This is a genomic window from Nitrosomonas communis, from assembly GCF_900114745.1.
Lineage (GTDB): Bacteria > Pseudomonadota > Gammaproteobacteria > Burkholderiales > Nitrosomonadaceae > Nitrosomonas > Nitrosomonas communis_A.
Map to the genome: position 1 here is coordinate 1 of NZ_FOUB01000010.1, position 16,104 is coordinate 16,104.

General features: G+C 41.9%; 12 protein-coding genes. 7 read left to right on the forward strand and 5 right to left on the reverse strand.

Going from position 1 to position 16,104, the window contains the following annotated elements; genetic code table 11:
* Positions 1-87: 87 nt before the first annotated feature.
* The 4 genes from glcF to BM122_RS05865 are packed head-to-tail and all read right to left on the reverse strand — an operon-like array spanning position 88 to position 4,843.
* Positions 88-1,353 carry a glycolate oxidase subunit GlcF gene (gene glcF, locus BM122_RS05850; protein WP_074904446.1) on the reverse strand — a complete coding sequence of 422 codons (1,266 nt, stop codon included), beginning with the start codon at positions 1,351-1,353 and terminating at the stop codon, positions 88-90.
* Between the two features lie 3 nt (positions 1,354-1,356).
* On the reverse strand, positions 1,357-2,430 hold the full coding sequence (glcE, locus tag BM122_RS05855) for a glycolate oxidase subunit GlcE (protein WP_074904448.1): 1,074 nt from the start codon (positions 2,428-2,430) through the stop codon (positions 1,357-1,359).
* A gap of 52 nt (positions 2,431-2,482) precedes the next feature.
* The gene (locus BM122_RS05860; protein WP_074904449.1) at positions 2,483-3,937 is read right to left on the reverse strand and encodes an FAD-linked oxidase C-terminal domain-containing protein; all 1,455 of its coding nucleotides are present in this window, start codon (positions 3,935-3,937) and stop codon (positions 2,483-2,485) included.
* Positions 3,938-3,946: 9 nt separating this feature from the next.
* Positions 3,947-4,843, reverse strand: coding sequence for a 2-hydroxy-3-oxopropionate reductase (locus BM122_RS05865; RefSeq protein WP_442753694.1), 897 nt, complete (start codon positions 4,841-4,843; stop codon positions 3,947-3,949).
* Between the two features lie 410 nt (positions 4,844-5,253).
* On the opposite strand from BM122_RS05865, the gene carA reads away from it, so the two are divergent.
* From carA to greA, 3 genes are all read left to right on the forward strand, one after another.
* On the forward strand, positions 5,254-6,399 hold the full coding sequence (carA, locus tag BM122_RS05870; protein WP_074904451.1) for a glutamine-hydrolyzing carbamoyl-phosphate synthase small subunit: 1,146 nt from the start codon (positions 5,254-5,256) through the stop codon (positions 6,397-6,399).
* 58 nt (positions 6,400-6,457) lie between these two features.
* Positions 6,458-9,655: a carbamoyl-phosphate synthase large subunit gene (gene carB, locus BM122_RS05875; protein WP_074904452.1), complete on the forward strand. Its 3,198-nt coding sequence runs from the start codon at positions 6,458-6,460 to the stop codon at positions 9,653-9,655.
* A 61-nt stretch (positions 9,656-9,716) separates the two neighbouring features.
* Complete coding sequence (gene greA, locus BM122_RS05880; RefSeq protein WP_074904454.1) at positions 9,717-10,193, forward strand: transcription elongation factor GreA; 477 nt, start codon at positions 9,717-9,719, stop codon at positions 10,191-10,193.
* Positions 10,194-10,263: 70 nt separating this feature from the next.
* On the opposite strand, the gene yhbY is transcribed toward greA, so the two are convergent.
* Positions 10,264-10,557, reverse strand: a complete 294-nt coding sequence (gene yhbY, locus BM122_RS05885; RefSeq protein ID WP_074904455.1) for a ribosome assembly RNA-binding protein YhbY — start codon at positions 10,555-10,557, stop codon at positions 10,264-10,266.
* Between the two features lie 37 nt (positions 10,558-10,594).
* Here yhbY and BM122_RS05890 point away from each other — a divergent pair, with 37 nt between their 5' ends.
* From BM122_RS05890 to glmM, 4 genes are all read left to right on the forward strand, one after another.
* Positions 10,595-11,215 (forward strand): RlmE family RNA methyltransferase, encoded by a 621-nt coding sequence (locus BM122_RS05890; protein ID WP_074904457.1) that lies wholly within the window; start codon positions 10,595-10,597, stop codon positions 11,213-11,215.
* Between the two features lie 157 nt (positions 11,216-11,372).
* Entirely contained in the window at positions 11,373-13,277 is a 1,905-nt protein-coding gene (ftsH, locus tag BM122_RS05895) for an ATP-dependent zinc metalloprotease FtsH (RefSeq protein ID WP_074904458.1), read from the forward strand.
* 123 nt (positions 13,278-13,400) lie between these two features.
* Positions 13,401-14,228 (forward strand): dihydropteroate synthase, encoded by an 828-nt coding sequence (gene folP / locus BM122_RS05900; protein ID WP_074904460.1) that lies wholly within the window; start codon positions 13,401-13,403, stop codon positions 14,226-14,228.
* 36 nt (positions 14,229-14,264) lie between these two features.
* Positions 14,265-15,626, forward strand: a complete 1,362-nt coding sequence (gene glmM / locus BM122_RS05905; RefSeq protein WP_074904461.1) for a phosphoglucosamine mutase — start codon at positions 14,265-14,267, stop codon at positions 15,624-15,626.
* Positions 15,627-16,104 lie beyond the last annotated feature (478 nt).

Sequence of the window (16,104 nt, forward strand, 5' to 3'; positions counted from 1 at the left end):
CAATTATTTGTTGGAATGCCTTTTACCATACCTTGCTCTTGGCTGCTTGGTTGGCAAACATCCCGGCTTGATAAACGGGTTATGCACTTATGATAAGAATTCACCACTTAATATTTCATCCAAAACTTCTATCCAGTGCCTGACGGGTAATGATGTACCGCTTTGTAGATGCATTAAGCAACCAATATTTGCAGTTACAAGCTGATCTGGTTTCTCGGCAGTAAGGTTAATTAATTTTTCCTTGAGCAATTGTTGAGACAATATTGGCTGAAGGATGGAGTAAGTGCCAGCGGAACCACAGCAAAGATGAGCATCTTTAACCGAACAAAGCGTAAAACCAGTCATACTTAGTATTTTTTCGACGACACCACGGATCTGCATACCATGCTGAAGCGTGCAGGGAGAATGAAACGCAAGCTTTGTTTTGTCATATTGTCCAGTTTTTTCAAGAAGAGTAGCCAAATTAACCGTTTCTGCTGCTAATATCTCACTGATATCTTTAGCTAATGCTGAAATTTGTTTGGCTTTTTCTCCATAAGCTGGATCGTTGCGTAATAAATATCCATAATCCTTGACAGTGACTCCGCAACCACTTGCTGTCATCACAATGGCTTCTATCGGCTGTGTGTTCTTTTTTTCATCAATAAGTGACCACCACGCATCGATATTGCGACGCATGTAATTCAATCCATCTTGCTGAGCATCAAGATGATAAGAGAGCGCACCACAGCAGCCTGCTTTTTCCGCTGTAATTAGCGAAATTCCAAGCTTATCGAGAACGCGCGCAGTAGCAATATTGATGTTAGGCGAAAACTCCGGTTGCACGCATCCATCGAGTACAAGCATAGTTCGTTGATGTTTTTTTGTGGGCCACTTTCTGCTATTTTGAATCTTGGCAGGGATTGATTTTTTTAATTTGCCCGAAATTAAAGGACGGAAAAATTGGCCTATTTTAAATAAAGATGTGAATAAATATCGATTAGGTAAGATTTTGTTCAATAGATACCGCATGCTTCTCTCGCGCGTACCGCGTGTTACATTTTTGTGAATAACACCTCGCCCAATATCGATTAGTCGACCATATCGAACGCCAGAAGGGCAGGTTGTTTCACAAGCGCGGCAAGTAAGGCACCTATCCAGGTGCTGTTGTGTTTTCTGCGTGGCTGGCTGCCCTTCCAAGACTTGCTTCATCAAGTAAATGCGACCGCGTGGGCTATCCAATTCATCGCCCAATAACTGGTAAGTGGGGCATGTAGCCAGGCAAAAGCCACAATGTACACAGGATCTCAATATCGCATCAGCTTCCTGGCCATCCGGGGTATGTTTAATAAAATCAGCAAGATTCGTCTGCATTTTTTAGTACTCTGGATACATTCGTCCTGGGTTAAATATTCCCGCGGGATCAAATTTTTGTTTTAAGCGTTTATGAAGTGTCATCATATAAGATGTTAAGGGATGAAAGATTTGAGCAGAGGATTTGTTACCATAAAACAAAGTAGCATGTCCACCTGCTGTTTCTGCTTGCGCCCGAATAGTGTTTTCATTTAAATTTTCGTCGCTCGCCAGCCAGCGCAATGCGCCCCCCCATTCTAATAATTGTTCTCCTGGCAGTAGTAGCTTGGGGGTGGAAGATTTGAGTGATAAGCGCCACAGTCTCGCCCCTGAATGAAAGAAGGGATGGGTATGCTCGCGTATGGATTGCCAGAACGATTTGGCTTGTTTAATTTCTTCTCCACCCAGTTTAAGGCGAGCGGCATGCACCGCAGATTCGGCACCGGAGAGTCTTACAAAAAGATGATCATTATAAAAGCAGGTAGCAGAAATAGGTAATGGTTTGCTTGCCCAATGATGCATTTTGTCAATTGCTTCAGATTCTGTCATCTGCATACCTAGCGTTATCTCCATTGACGGTAGCGGCAATACCTTGAGTGAAACTTCCAGTAGCACTCCCAGGGTCCCCATCGCGCCGGTTACAAGACGTGAAACATCATAACCTGCTACATTTTTCATGACCTGTCCGCCAAAATGTAAATCATCCCCTTTGCCATCCAGCATGCGTACCCCGAGCACAAAATCACGAGCTGCTCCCGTATAGGCTCTTCGGGGCCCAGAAAGACCGGTGGCGATACAGCCACCGAGTGTGGCATTTTCATCAAAATGAGGCGGCTCAAAAGCGAGCATCTGATGATGTTCCGATAATACTGCTTCAAGATCAGACAGGCGTGTACCTGCGCGTGCGGTTACGATAAGCTCGCTCGGCTCGTAATTTACGATACCCGAATATGCTGCAACATCAAGTATTTCGTATGTTTGACTAGTTAGCTGACCACCATAAAAATATTTGCTGTTACCGCCACGGATATAAAGCGGTTTTTTATTTTTTACCGCAGCATTGATTGTATGAATAAAGTGTTCAACTGCTTTTGGCATAAAGTAAAAAAAATAATATAGTTTGGAGGAATTTACCCAGTATATTGCTTAATCAAAATCTAGGGATCGTTGGAAATTTATTTTCGCCACGATGTACATGCATGGCTCCTAATTCTGCGCAGCGATGGAGCGTTGGAATTGCTTTCCCGGGATTTAATAAGCCAGCAGGATCAAAAGCATGTTTGATCGCATGAAATAGGTTTCGTTCGGCAGATTTAAATTGAAGACACATTTGATCTAGCTTTTCTATTCCAACGCCATGTTCTCCAGTGATCGTTCCGCCAGCCTCAATACATATTTCCAATATTCTAGCGCCGAAAGCTTCAGTTTTCTCTAATTCTCCAGGTTGATTGGCATCGTAAAGTATTAATGGATGTAAATTACCATCCCCGGCATGGAAAACATTCATGCAGCGCAAGCCATATTCAGCAGAGAGCGTTTCAATATCATGTAATACTTGCGCTAAACGCTTGCGAGGAATCGTTCCATCCATACAGTAGTAATCGGGTGATACCCTGCCGGCAGCAGGAAAAGCAGCTTTGCGTCCTGCCCAAAAACACAGCCGCTCTGTTTCATCGCGTGAAATGCTGATTTTGATTGCGCCATTATCTTGCATGATTGTACTTATCTTTTGAATTTCATCTGCTACCTCTTCTGTCATACCGTCGGCTTCGCACAATAGAATGGCAGCAGCATCTAAATCATAGCCGGCATGCAAAAAATCCTCCACGGCATGGATAGTGATCCTATCCATCATCTCCATGCCAGCCGGAATAATTCCAGCACTGATGACATTGGCCACAGCATCTGCAGCTTTTTGGATATCATTAAATGCTGCCATTACTAATTGTGCTTTTTCAGGTTTTGGAGTGAGCTTAACCGTGATCTCGGTGATGATACCTAGCATTCCCTCGCTGCCAGTCATTAAAGCCAGCAAATCATAGCCTGGGCTATCGAGCGCACTACTTCCAATTTCAATTGCTTGGCCTTCCATGGTTAGTACTCGTAACTTGAGAATATTATGGACAGTCAACCCATATTTCAGGCAATGTACTCCGCCAGAATTCTCAGCTACATTGCCACCAATCGTGCAAGCTATTTGTGATGAAGGATCAGGCGCGTAATACAAACTGTATGGCGCAACTGCTTCGCTAATCGCCAAATTCCTTACCCCCGGTTGTACACGTGCCGTGCGTGTTATTGGATCGATTTCAAGTATTTGTTTTAATTTGGCTAGCGATAGCAAAATACCTTCATCATGAGGCAGCGCACCACCCGATAGGCCTGTTCCTGCGCCACGTGCAACTACCGGGGTTTGGGTGGCATGGCAAATTTGTAGAATTTTGACTACTTCTTCTTCTGTTTGAGGGAGCGCAACGATCATCGGCGTTTGCCGGTATGCAGATAGACCATCACATTCGTATGGTTTTAAATCCTCCGTTTCATATAAAACAGCATCACGAGTAAGAAAAGAGCGCAATTTACTGACTAATTCGAAACGAGACATAAATCGGTATTAATTTTTTATTTGATGATTGCTTAATTTTTCAAGCATGCAAACAATAGCGGAGTTATCCCACTTGGCGTCTCCATGAGCAATACATGCATTATAAAGCGATTGGGTTATGGCTGTATTGGGTAAACTGACGCCTAATTCAGATGCGCATGAAAGGGCGATAGCGAGATCTTTTTGTTGCAATTCGATCCGAAATCCTGGATCAAATGAACGCTTGATCATACGATTTCCATGAACCTCAAGAACACGTGAGGAAGCAAACCCTCCCAGTAAAGCTTGCCGTACTCTTGCAGGATCAGCGCCCGCCTTGGACGCAAACAGGAGTGCCTCGCCTACTGCTTCTACTGTAAGCGCAACTATAATCTGGTTAGCAACCTTGCAAATTTGACCCGCACCATTAGCACCTATCAACGTGATGGTTTGTCCCATCAAACCAAGTATGGGTTTTATTTTGTCAAATACACTTTCGTCAGCTCCGACCATAATAGTTAGTGTAGCGTTTTTCGCACCCACATCTCCTCCTGAAACAGGAGCATCCACATAATCACAACCTAACTGGTTGATTCGGTCCGCGAATTTTATGGTTTTGAGGGGAGAGATAGAACTCATATCCACGATTATTTTTTTTGTGGGATGTTTATTCAAACTATCAGCGATTCCACCGTGACCAAATAGAACTTTTTCAACATCAGGCGCATCGGGTAACATCAGAAAAATAATTTCTGCATTTTGGGCGACTTCTTTGGGTGTAGCACAACGATTACCACCTTCTTTGATAAGTTCTTCAGGTACGCCGCTACGAGAGTGTAGAAATAATTTATGCCCACCTCGAATAAGATGGCCTGCCATGGGCTTCCCCATGATACCCAAACCAATAAAGCCAATATTATTAATCACTCAATCTCCTTTAAGGATGTCATTTTCTTTGTGTTAACAATTGATCGGATCGTACCTGATTTAGCACGCTGTTGAAAATATCTCGCCGTTGTCGCTGCGCTGTTAAAAATTGGCTCAAAATGCTCATTTATCAAGTATAAACTTTATTTTTTCGACTGTTTCTACCTATCTTCTGTATATCTCGACTGCTAAAATATGTTTTTAACAGCCTATTAGATCTGTTGAATAATTGATAATAACTATAAAGCGTTTTGTTGATAATGCTATAATTTTGTATGTTTGGCAGTATGCCTGCTATTCCATAGAAAACGCACTTTATCTCACGTATAATCAATAGAGATTTTGAACGTGGACAATATGTGAGTCTACGTTTGTCTTTAAGTCTGGTCAGATCCATAAGGAGTCTTTTTGTGTCACAACATCCACGTGCTATCCTCGTTTTAGAAGATGGCACCGTTTTTCATGGAATTTCTGTCGGTGTTGAAGGGATAACTACTGGTGAGGTTGCTTTTAATACAGCTATGACAGGTTATCAAGAAATTCTTACTGATCCCTCATATTGTCGGCAAATTATTACACTTACTTATCCCCATATTGGTAACACTGGGACTAATTTAGAAGATATAGAATCATCTAATATCAACAAAGTTTATGCTGCTGGTTTGGTAGTGCGAGATTTGCCTCCCGTTTCTAGTAATTGGCGAAAAACTGAAACACTTCCTACCTTTCTAAAAAATCATAATGTCATTGCTATTGCTGAGATTGATACACGTAAGCTTACGCGTATTTTAAGGCAAAAAGGGGCTCAAGCTGGCTGTATTATGACTGGAAGGATCAATGAATCCGAAGCATTGCAGAAAGCTAGAGCATTCCCAGGATTAGCAGGCATGGATCTTGCGCAAGTCGTTAGCTGTAAGCAAACCTACGAATGGCAAGAGGGTGAATGGAAGTGGGGGGGAGGATATCATATTCAACCAACAACCCACTTCCATGTTGCTGCTCTTGACTTCGGGATCAAACGTAACATATTGCGGAAGCTGGCGCAACGTCATTGCAAGGTAACAGTATTTCCAGCGCAAACACCGGCAAATGAAATTCTAGCCTCGCAGCCCGATGGTGTATTTTTATCAAATGGACCTGGAGATCCAGAGCCCTGCAATTATGCGATTAATATTACCCAGAGATTGCTGGAAGCAAAAGTTCCACTTTTTGGTATTTGCCTAGGGCACCAGATACTTGCCCTTGCAATTGGTGCTAAAACAATCAAAATGAAATTTGGTCACCATGGGGCAAACCACCCTGTTCAGGATCTGGATAGTGGTCGGGTGATCATCACAAGTCAGAACCATGGATTCGCCGTAGATATCAATACGCTTCCATCTCACGCACGTATTACCCATCGATCGCTATTTGATAATAGCCTGCAAGGTTTTGAACTTAATGAAAATATGGCTTTTACTTTTCAAGGGCATCCAGAAGCGAGTCCTGGTCCGCACGATGTGGATTATTTATTTGATCGTTTCATCGATCAGATGAATCAGTGTAAAAAAAATTAATTTGAGTCATAGTAGCTTGTATCACATTCAGTTTTACAGATTGCCTGGTTAGAGGAATATGCCTAAACGTACTGACTTAAAATCCATTCTCATCATTGGAGCTGGGCCAATTGTCATTGGTCAGGCCTGTGAATTTGATTACTCCGGTGTGCAGGCATGCAAAGCCTTGCGTGAAGAAGGTTACCGTATTGTTCTGATTAATTCCAATCCTGCTACCATTATGACTGATCCAGAAATGGCCGATGCAACATATATCGAACCCATCACCTGGACAATGGTTGAGAAGATAATTGAGATTGAGCGTCCTAATGCCTTATTGCCAACAATGGGGGGGCAAACAGCTCTGAATTGCGCGCTTGATTTAGTTAAACATGGTGTTCTCGAAAAATATGGCGTGGAGCTCATTGGTGCATCCCGTGAGGCCATTGATAAAGCTGAAGATCGGGAAAAATTTAAAGAGGCGATGTCGCGAATTGGGTTAAATTCAGCACGTTCTGCAGTCGCGCATAGTCTGGAAGAAGCATTGCAAGTCCAAGCCATGATTGGTTATCCTGCTATTATTCGGCCATCATTTACCTTAGGTGGCAGCGGAGGAGGAATTGCATATAACCGTGAAGAATTCGTTGAAATTTGCGAGCGTGGATTGGATATTTCTCCCACTAAGGAGCTCCTTATCGAAGAATCCGTCATTGGCTGGAAAGAATTTGAAATGGAGGTAGTGCGCGATAAAAATGACAATTCCATCATAATATGCTCTATTGAAAATTTTGATCCAATGGGTATTCATACCGGTGACTCGATTACAGTTGCACCGGCACAAACTCTTACTGACAAAGAGTATCAGCGTATGCGTGATGCATCTATTGCGGTATTGCGTGAAATTGGTGTAGAGACAGGTGGCTCCAATGTGCAATTTGCTATTAATCCGCAAGATGGCCGTATGTTAGTGATTGAAATGAATCCACGTGTATCACGTTCTTCAGCATTGGCGTCCAAAGCGACAGGGTTTCCCATCGCTAAAATCGCTGCTAAGCTGGCGATCGGATATACGCTCAATGAACTTGGTAACGATATTACCGGAGGGATGACACCTGCTTCTTTTGAGCCAACTATTGATTATGTGGTAACTAAGATTCCACGCTTTGCTTTTGAAAAGTTTCCTCAAGCCAATGATCGTCTAACTACTCAGATGAAATCCGTAGGAGAAGTGATGGCTATTGGCCGCACTTTTCAGGAATCGCTACAAAAGGCATTGCGCGGATTAGAAACTGGCATAGATGGTTTGGATGAAAAAACCACTGATACCGAAACCATTGAAACTGAGTTGGGCCACCCTGGTTCTGAACGTATCTGGTATATTGCTGATGCATTCCGTTGCAATATTTCTTTTGATGAGATTCATTATCTTACACACATTGATCCTTGGTTCCTCTCACAAATTGAGGATTTAGTAAAAAAAGAAAAAGCGCTTAGAGGGAAAAAGTTAGATTCACTCGATTTACAGGCACTGCGTAAATTAAAGCGCTGTGGTTTCTCCGATCGACGGCTGGCCAAATTGCTTAATACAACTGAGACGGCTGTGCGAGCACGCCGGCATCAAGAAAATTTACGTCCTGTTTACAAGCATGTGGATACCTGTGCAGCAGAATTTGCTACTTATACGAGTTATTTATATTCTACTTACGAAGAGGAATGCGAGGCAGATCCCAGTGACAGAAAGAAAATTATTGTACTGGGTGGTGGGCCTAATCGAATTGGACAAGGGATTGAATTTGATTATTGCTGTGTTCACGCATCGCTTGCTTTACGTGAAGATGGATATGAAACTATCATGATCAATTGTAATCCAGAAACGGTATCCACGGATTATGATATTTCTGATCGACTGTATTTTGAACCGCTTACACTGGAAGATGTGCTTGAAATTGTGGCAATAGAAAAACCGGTGGGCGTTATTGTGCAATATGGTGGTCAAACGCCTCTCAAGCTTGCTGAGGAACTTGAAGCAAATGGTGTTCCGATTATAGGTACCAGTCCAGATATGATAGATTGTGCTGAAGATCGTGAACGCTTTCAAGAGATGCTTCACAAGTTAGGGTTAAAACAGCCCCCTAACCGTACAGTGCGTAGTGCGGAGGCTGCCTTGTCAGCAGCAAATGACATTGGTTATCCTTTAGTCGTTCGTCCCAGTTATGTGCTTGGCGGTCGTGCTATGGAAATTGTTCATGAGCAACGTGAACTCGAGCGTTATATGCGTGAAGCCGTCAAGGTATCCAATGATTCACCAGTTCTGCTAGATAATTTTCTTACCAATGCAACTGAAGTAGATGTCGATGCAATATTTGATGGAGAAACCGTTTTAATTGGTGGAATAATGGAACATATTGAGCAGGCAGGTGTCCATTCAGGAGATTCTGCTTGTTCTCTACCCCCTTTTAATCTGTCTTCGGCCATGCAAGATGAATTGCGTCGGCAAACCGGGATCATGGCTCGTGCTCTCAATGTGAAGGGATTAATGAATATACAGTTTGCTATCCAGAATGAGACTGTATATGTATTAGAAGTTAATCCCAGAGCATCTCGTACGGTTCCCTTTGTCTCTAAGGCAACTGGCCTTCAGTTAGCAAAAATTGCTGCGCGTTGCATGGTTGGTAAGAAAATAGCCGATCAAGGTAGTTTACGTGAGGTCAAACCGTCTTATTTTTTTGTGAAAGAAGCGGTTTTCCCTTTTGCTAAACTTTCTGGCGTAGATACTATATTGGGGCCTGAAATGAAATCTACAGGTGAAGTCATGGGAGTGGGCTCTACTTTTGCAGAGGCATTCGTTAAATCGCAACTTGCTACAGGTATTCGGTTGCCCATGACTGGCAAAATTTTTATCAGCGTGCGGCGCAGTGACAAACCAGAGGCTGTCAATATTGCTCAAAAATTTGCAAAATTAGGATTCACTATTTATGCCACTCATGGCACTGCTGAAGCGATGGCTGAGGCTGGTTTAGTTGTTAATAAAATAAATAAAGTTGCAGAGGGTCGACCACATATCGTGGATATGATCAAGAATGGAGAAATTTGCCTGATTATTAATACCGTTTCCGATAAGCGCAGCGCAGTTCAGGATTCATATTCGATCCGGCATGCTGCGTTACAAGCGAGAGTTACCTATTACACGACTATGGCTGGAGCTCGTGCCGCATGTGTTGGTATCGCTGAAATGCGCGAGTTGCAAGCCTATAACTTACAAAAACTGCATGCATAATGAAAAAGAATGAATTCCAAATAAATAATATGAAATCGATAATAAAAGGTGGGAAAGTGTTATGAGTCCAGTTCCATTAACCGTGACAGGCGCAGACAAACTGCGTGCAGAATTACATGAGATGAAAACTGTACAGCGTCCTGCTGTCATTGCCGCTATTGCAGAAGCGCGTGCACATGGTGATCTTTCTGAGAATGCTGAATATGAAGCGGCAAAGGAAAAGCAAGGGTTTATCGAAGGACGTATTGCTGAACTGGAGGCTAAGCTTTCAAACGCTCAGATCATCAACCCTTCGCTGCTAAATGCGGATGGGGCCTGTGTTTTTGGTGCGACGATCGATCTTAAGGATATGGACAGTGATGTGATAGTAACCTACCAAATTGTAGGGGATGACGAGGCTGATATTAAAGAAGGAAAAATTTCTATCAGCTCTCCAATTTCCCGTGCCTTGATCGGTAAGTATGCGGGTGATATAGCAGTAGTAGAAGCGCCAGGGGGTATCAGGGAATATGAAATTCTAGATGTAAAATACATTTAAAGTATTGATTAATTCCTGCTAGAAGAATAAAGGTTAGTTTCTTGTGGTTAAGTTGATTTTTTGAGAAATCTTAGCAGGTGGGTTTCTTTTCTTCGGTTTCTGGACGATAAATTACAAGAATTTTACCGATATGATTAACAGGAAAGGCTTCCAACTGCTGGCAGATTTCTTCAAGCAATAGGGCTCTCGCTTTCCTATCTCCATTCAATATTTTAATTTTGACGAGTTCGTGATTTGAGAGTCCTTTATCGAGTTCGTTCATTACGCCTGCTGATAGACCGTCTTTACCTATAATCACGATTGGGTTAATGTGATGAGCTCGCGCAGCAAGCGATCGGCGTTGGGAAGTATTAAGTTTCAACATAGAATAAATCCTTTCTAAAATTTTATTTTATTACTCAATGAAATCTGCTAAAACTAGTAAAGCATGGATGAAAGAACATGTGAATGATTTCTTTGTTAAACAAGCAAGAAAAGAAGGTTATCGCTCACGAGCCGCCTATAAATTAAAAGAAATAGCTGAGCGAGATCAACTTTTTAAACCTGGAATGACGGTTATAGATTTGGGGGCAGCACCTGGTGGCTGGTCACAAGTAGTCATTGAAAAAATAGGAAAAAGTGGGAGAGTTTTTGCGTTGGATATACTCGATATGCCTTCCTTGTCAGGGGTCACTTTTATTCAGGGTGATTTCAGCGAAGAAGCGATTCTGAGAAAATTTAAAACTTGTCTTGGAAATTATTCGATAGATCTTGTAATTTCAGATATGTCACCAAATATAGCTGGTATTGGAGTCAGTGACCATGCACGTAGTTCATATCTTGCTGAATTGGCTTTGATGTTCTCCAGGGAGCAATTGAACCCTGGTGGCAATTTTCTTGTCAAATTTTTTCAAGGGAATAATTTCGATCAATATCTGAAGGATATGCGAGCAAGCTTTAAAAAGGTGGTTGTTCGTAAACCTAAGGCGTCACGAGATCGAAGTAGCGAACTATATTTATTGGGGTTAGAAAAAATCTGTTAGACTGAATATACGTTTTGTTAATTAAATAGCGGATATTAAGTTTTATTCAATCAGATATTTTCAAATAACCGGTTTTGTCACAAATATTACAAAATAGGATTAGAATGAGAAACTTAACATTCTGGTACATTATTAAGCTGCAAACCAAGGAGCTGTCATGAATAATTTAATTAAAAATATGGCTATTTGGCTGGTGATTGCGTTGGTGCTAATGACAGTATTCAATCAATTCACTGTACGTCAATCATTACAGGCGCCGCTGGAGTACTCTCAGTTCATCAATGAAATGAATCAAGGCAGGATTGCGAAAGTAGTTATTGATGGGCGCACACTTAAAGGTACTAAATCAGATGGTCGGCAATTTATAACTTATGCGCCGTCAGATCCATGGTTAGTCAGTGACCTGCTCAGAGCAGGGGTGATTGTCGAAGCTAAACCCGAAGAAGAGCCCTCTATGCTAATGAGTATTTTTGTTTCATGGTTCCCTATGCTATTGCTGATTGCAGTATGGATTTTCTTCATGCGTCAAATGCAAGGCGGTGGACGAAGTGGCGGAGCATTTTCTTTTGGTAAAAGTAAAGCCAGGATGTTGGACAAAAATAGCAATCACGTAACATTTGCAGATGTCGCAGGTTGCGAAGAAGCAAAAGAAGAAGTAGCCGAGTTGGTTGAATTTCTGAGGGATCCTACAAAATTCCAGAAATTGGGTGGGCGTATCCCGCGAGGTGTGCTAATGGTGGGTAATCCAGGAACTGGAAAAACACTATTAGCTCGGGCTATAGCAGGAGAAGCGAAAGTTCCTTTTTTCAGTATTTCGGGTTCTGATTTTGTCGAGATGTTCGTGGGTGTTGGTGCATCCAGGGTAAGAGACATGTTTGAGCAAGCTAAGAAGCATGCACCCTGCATTATTTTTATTGATGAGATTGATGCAGTTGGTCGGCAACGCGGCGCTGGTCTAGGCGGTGGAAATGATGAACGTGAGCAAACGCTGAATCAATTGCTGGTAGAGATGGATGGTTTTGAGGGCAATATGGGTGTAATCGTGATTGCAGCAACCAATCGTCCTGATGTACTTGATCCTGCTTTATTGCGTCCAGGTCGTTTTGATAGGCAAGTTACCGTGCCACTTCCTGATATTCGAGGTCGTGAGCAAATACTTCAGGTTCATATGCGGAAGGTGCCCATTTCTCCAGATGTTCATGCGGATGTAATTGCAAGGGGAACACCTGGCATGTCAGGTGCAGATCTTGCAAATCTGGTTAACGAAGCAGCATTATTTGCAGCACGCGCTAACAAACGTTTAGTTGATATGGAGGATTTTGAACGCGCAAAAGATAAGATTCTCATGGGTACTGAACGACGCTCGGTAGTAATGCCTGAAAATGAACGCCGTAATACTGCTTATCATGAATCAGGACATGCTGTGGTTGCCTATCTTTTACCAAAAACTGATCCAGTGCACAAAGTTTCAATCATTCCTCGTGGACGAGCACTGGGTGTGACGATGCAGTTACCAGCGGAGGATAGATATAGTATGGATCGTGACCAGATTCTACAAACTATCGCGGTCATGTTTGGTGGGCGTATCGCAGAAGAGATATTTATGAATCAGATGACTACAGGTGCTTCCAATGACTTTGAGCGTGCTACTGAAACTGCTAGAAGAATGGTAACTCAATGGGGTATGTCGGACACACTGGGACCGATGGTTTACGGTGAAAATGAAAGCGAAGTATTCCTTGGGCGATCGGTAACCACTCATAAGAATGTAAGTGAAGCAACTATGCAAAAAGTTGATATGGAAATTCGCCGTATCGTTGATGAACAATATGGACTTGCTCGTAAACTTATAGAAGAGAATAGAGATAAAGTAGAAGCTATGACTAAAGCGCTGCTTGAGTGGGAAACGATTGATAGCGAGCAAATCAAAGACATTATGGACGGGCGGCCACCACGGCCACCTCAATCACCACAATCTCCAGCTTCAGTTAAGGAGAAAGAAAGTAAGCAACCTGCAGGAACTGTTGCAACTGAAACACCGGCACAAGAAGCTGAAGTATAATCCATAACAGTTTTTTCGATCCAATGTGGCCTGCGTATTAACTTATACGCAGGCCACATTTTTATTAACATGGTATATATCTTTTGATATCTTGCTAGGTTACCCAGTTTTCTTATTTTTATAATGAGCCAATTGCAACAATTAAAACTGACTGATGGCCCATATATAATGGGGATTATCAATGTAACACCTGATTCTTTTTCTGATCACGGCCTCTACGCAACAACAGAAAAGGCTCTTGAGCTTGCTGAGCGCATGATTGAAGAAGGCGCAGATATATTAGATATTGGAGGGGAATCAACGCGACCTGGGAGTTTAGGCATTACTCTTGAAGAAGAACTGCGCCGTGTAATACCTGTGGTAGAGATCCTGTCTCAAAAAAATATTCCAATCTCTGTAGATACATCTAAGCCTGAAGTTATGCAAGCTGCGATAAGCGCGGGTGCTTCCATAATAAATGATGTGAATGCATTGCAAGCACCAGGTGCAATCGAAATTGCTGCAAGAATCAAGGCAACTATCTGTTTAATGCATATGCAGGGAAACCCAAGAAGTATGCAAAACAGCCCTCATTATGTTGATGTGGTTTCTGAAGTTAAAGGCTTTCTCCAGCATCGCATTGATATTGCAATTTCAGGTGGTATTCCATACCATCGTCTCATCATAGATCCTGGGTTTGGTTTTGGTAAAACGCTCAAACATAATCTTGAATTACTCAGGCATCTTGATCAATTTGTGCAAATGAACGTACCTGTCTTGGTAGGACTTTCGCGAAAATCTATGCTGGGAGCGATTACAGGGAATGATGTGGATAACCGGGTTCATGCTAGCGTGGCAGCAGCCTTGTTTGCGGTGGCCAAGGGTGCCAAAATTCTACGTGTACATGATGTTAAGGCTACAAAAGACGCTATTATGATTCATAATGCATTAATTAATGAAGAGTCTTGCTAATAATTAATTTCAAACTTCAAGGAGTTAATTCACAAAATGGATAAAAAGTACTTTGGTACCGATGGTATTCGGGGAAGAGTAGGTGAATTTCCCATTACACCTGAATTTATCATGCACCTTGGTTATTCAGCTGGAAGAATAATAGCGGCTACTGATTGGCACCTCACCAAAGGAGAACGACCTACAGTTTTAATAGGAAAAGACACGCGGGTATCAGGTTATATGCTTGAATCTGCTCTAGAAGCAGGGTTCTCTGCTGCTGGAGTCGATGTGTTATTATCCGGACCATTACCTACTTCTGCTATTGCTTATCTAACTCGAGCTCTTCGTTTACAAGCTGGAATTGTTATTTCGGCATCACATAACCCCTTTGAAGATAATGGCGTCAAGTTCTTTTCATCAGGGGGGACCAAACTGCCAGATGACATAGAAATTGAAATTGAGGCCGGGTTAAATAACCCAATTCAAACAATGCCTTCAGCAGGACTTGGGAAAGTGCAGCGTCTTAAAGATGCAACGGGCCGTTATATCGAGTTTTGCAAGGGTACTTTTCCTTATGATCTTGATCTTCGTGGTTTGCGTATCGTTGTAGATTGCGCTCACGGTGCTACCTATCATATTGCTGGGCACGTGATGCTTGAACTAGGAGCAGATGTCATCACTATTTGTGCGAAACCAGATGGTTTTAATATCAATCATGAATGTGGAGCGACACATATTGCAGCATTACAGAATTCAGTTATACAACATGAAGCTGACCTTGGTATTGCACTAGATGGTGATGGTGATCGCGCCTTGATGGTCGATAAAGAAGGAATTGTCTATGATGGAGATATTTTGCTTTATATTATTGCTAAACATCGTAAGCAAAAGAATATTCTGAAAGGGGGTGTGGTGGGCACACTTATGACAAACCTTGCTATTGAGAAAGCTTTTGGGGAGCTTGATATTCCTTTCAAGAGGGCACGCGTTGGTGATCGTCATGTGCTTGAATTACTGATAAAAAATAACTGGCAATTAGGTGGAGAAGGCTCCGGGCATATTCTATGTCTCGATAAGCATACAACAGGTGATGGAATCATTACGGCGCTGCAAGTTTTGTATGCATTGCGTGATACATCTTTGACATTGGCGGAGTTTACGCAAGATATTGTACTATTTCCGCAACGGTTGATTAATGTGAATGTTCCTAAAGGCTTTGATTTTCGTAATGACGTAACGATTAACTCATCTACACAGCAAGCAGAAAGTGATCTTGGAAACGATGGAAGAATATTGCTGCGCGCATCTGGGACTGAACCACTGATCAGAGTAATGGTGGAAGGCAGGATGAAGCAAAAAGTTGATCATTGGGCAGAACAGATTGCTACTGCAGTTCAGCATGCTGCTAATTTATAATAGAAGAAAGCTGCAATGATGGCGGATCTTACCTCAGTACTAATATTCAATAATGCTGAATATTCTATAATGAATTTATGACTAAACTAATATGAAAGACTTGCTGATTGATTACTAATAACCTGCAATTTTTGATCACCATAAATAGGATTGGTGGGCAAGTTAATTAGTTATTCAATCAGCAATAGTTTGTCATAATTCTATACCATATTAACGCTATCTCAATAATCTGCAGAGCTAATTAGAGCTTACTCAGAAAGTATAAAGAATTGTTTTTACATGAGAATATCGTAAAAATCAATTTTTAAGTGCGAAGTTTTTGAATAAAATTATGCAGAAACCCTTGCACTTGATTTGAGCTCAAGCTCATCTAAGTTCGATCAATTTTTATTAAACCGCATACTATTATGAATAATATTCTTTAGAAAACAATAGATTATGGATGATAAATTTTAAACGAAATTACAAGAAATAATTT

Bases quoted from the DNA above. Each gene is read 5' to 3' on its own strand.
- glcF (WP_074904446.1), bottom strand. From the start codon at position 1,353: ATGCAGACGAATCTTGCTGATTTTATTAAACATACCCCGGATGGCCAG.
- greA (WP_074904454.1), top strand. From the start codon at position 9,717: ATGAGTCCAGTTCCATTAACCGTGACAGGCGCAGACAAACTGCGTGCA.
- glcE (WP_074904448.1), bottom strand. From the start codon at position 2,430: ATGCCAAAAGCAGTTGAACACTTTATTCATACAATCAATGCTGCGGTA.
- BM122_RS05860 (WP_074904449.1), bottom strand. From the start codon at position 3,937: ATGTCTCGTTTCGAATTAGTCAGTAAATTGCGCTCTTTTCTTACTCGT.
- carB (WP_074904452.1), top strand. From the start codon at position 6,458: ATGCCTAAACGTACTGACTTAAAATCCATTCTCATCATTGGAGCTGGG.
- yhbY (WP_074904455.1), bottom strand. From the start codon at position 10,557: ATGTTGAAACTTAATACTTCCCAACGCCGATCGCTTGCTGCGCGAGCT.
- ftsH (WP_074904458.1), top strand. From the start codon at position 11,373: ATGAATAATTTAATTAAAAATATGGCTATTTGGCTGGTGATTGCGTTG.
- BM122_RS05890 (WP_074904457.1), top strand. From the start codon at position 10,595: ATGAAATCTGCTAAAACTAGTAAAGCATGGATGAAAGAACATGTGAAT.
- folP (WP_074904460.1), top strand. From the start codon at position 13,401: ATGAGCCAATTGCAACAATTAAAACTGACTGATGGCCCATATATAATG.
- glmM (WP_074904461.1), top strand. From the start codon at position 14,265: ATGGATAAAAAGTACTTTGGTACCGATGGTATTCGGGGAAGAGTAGGT.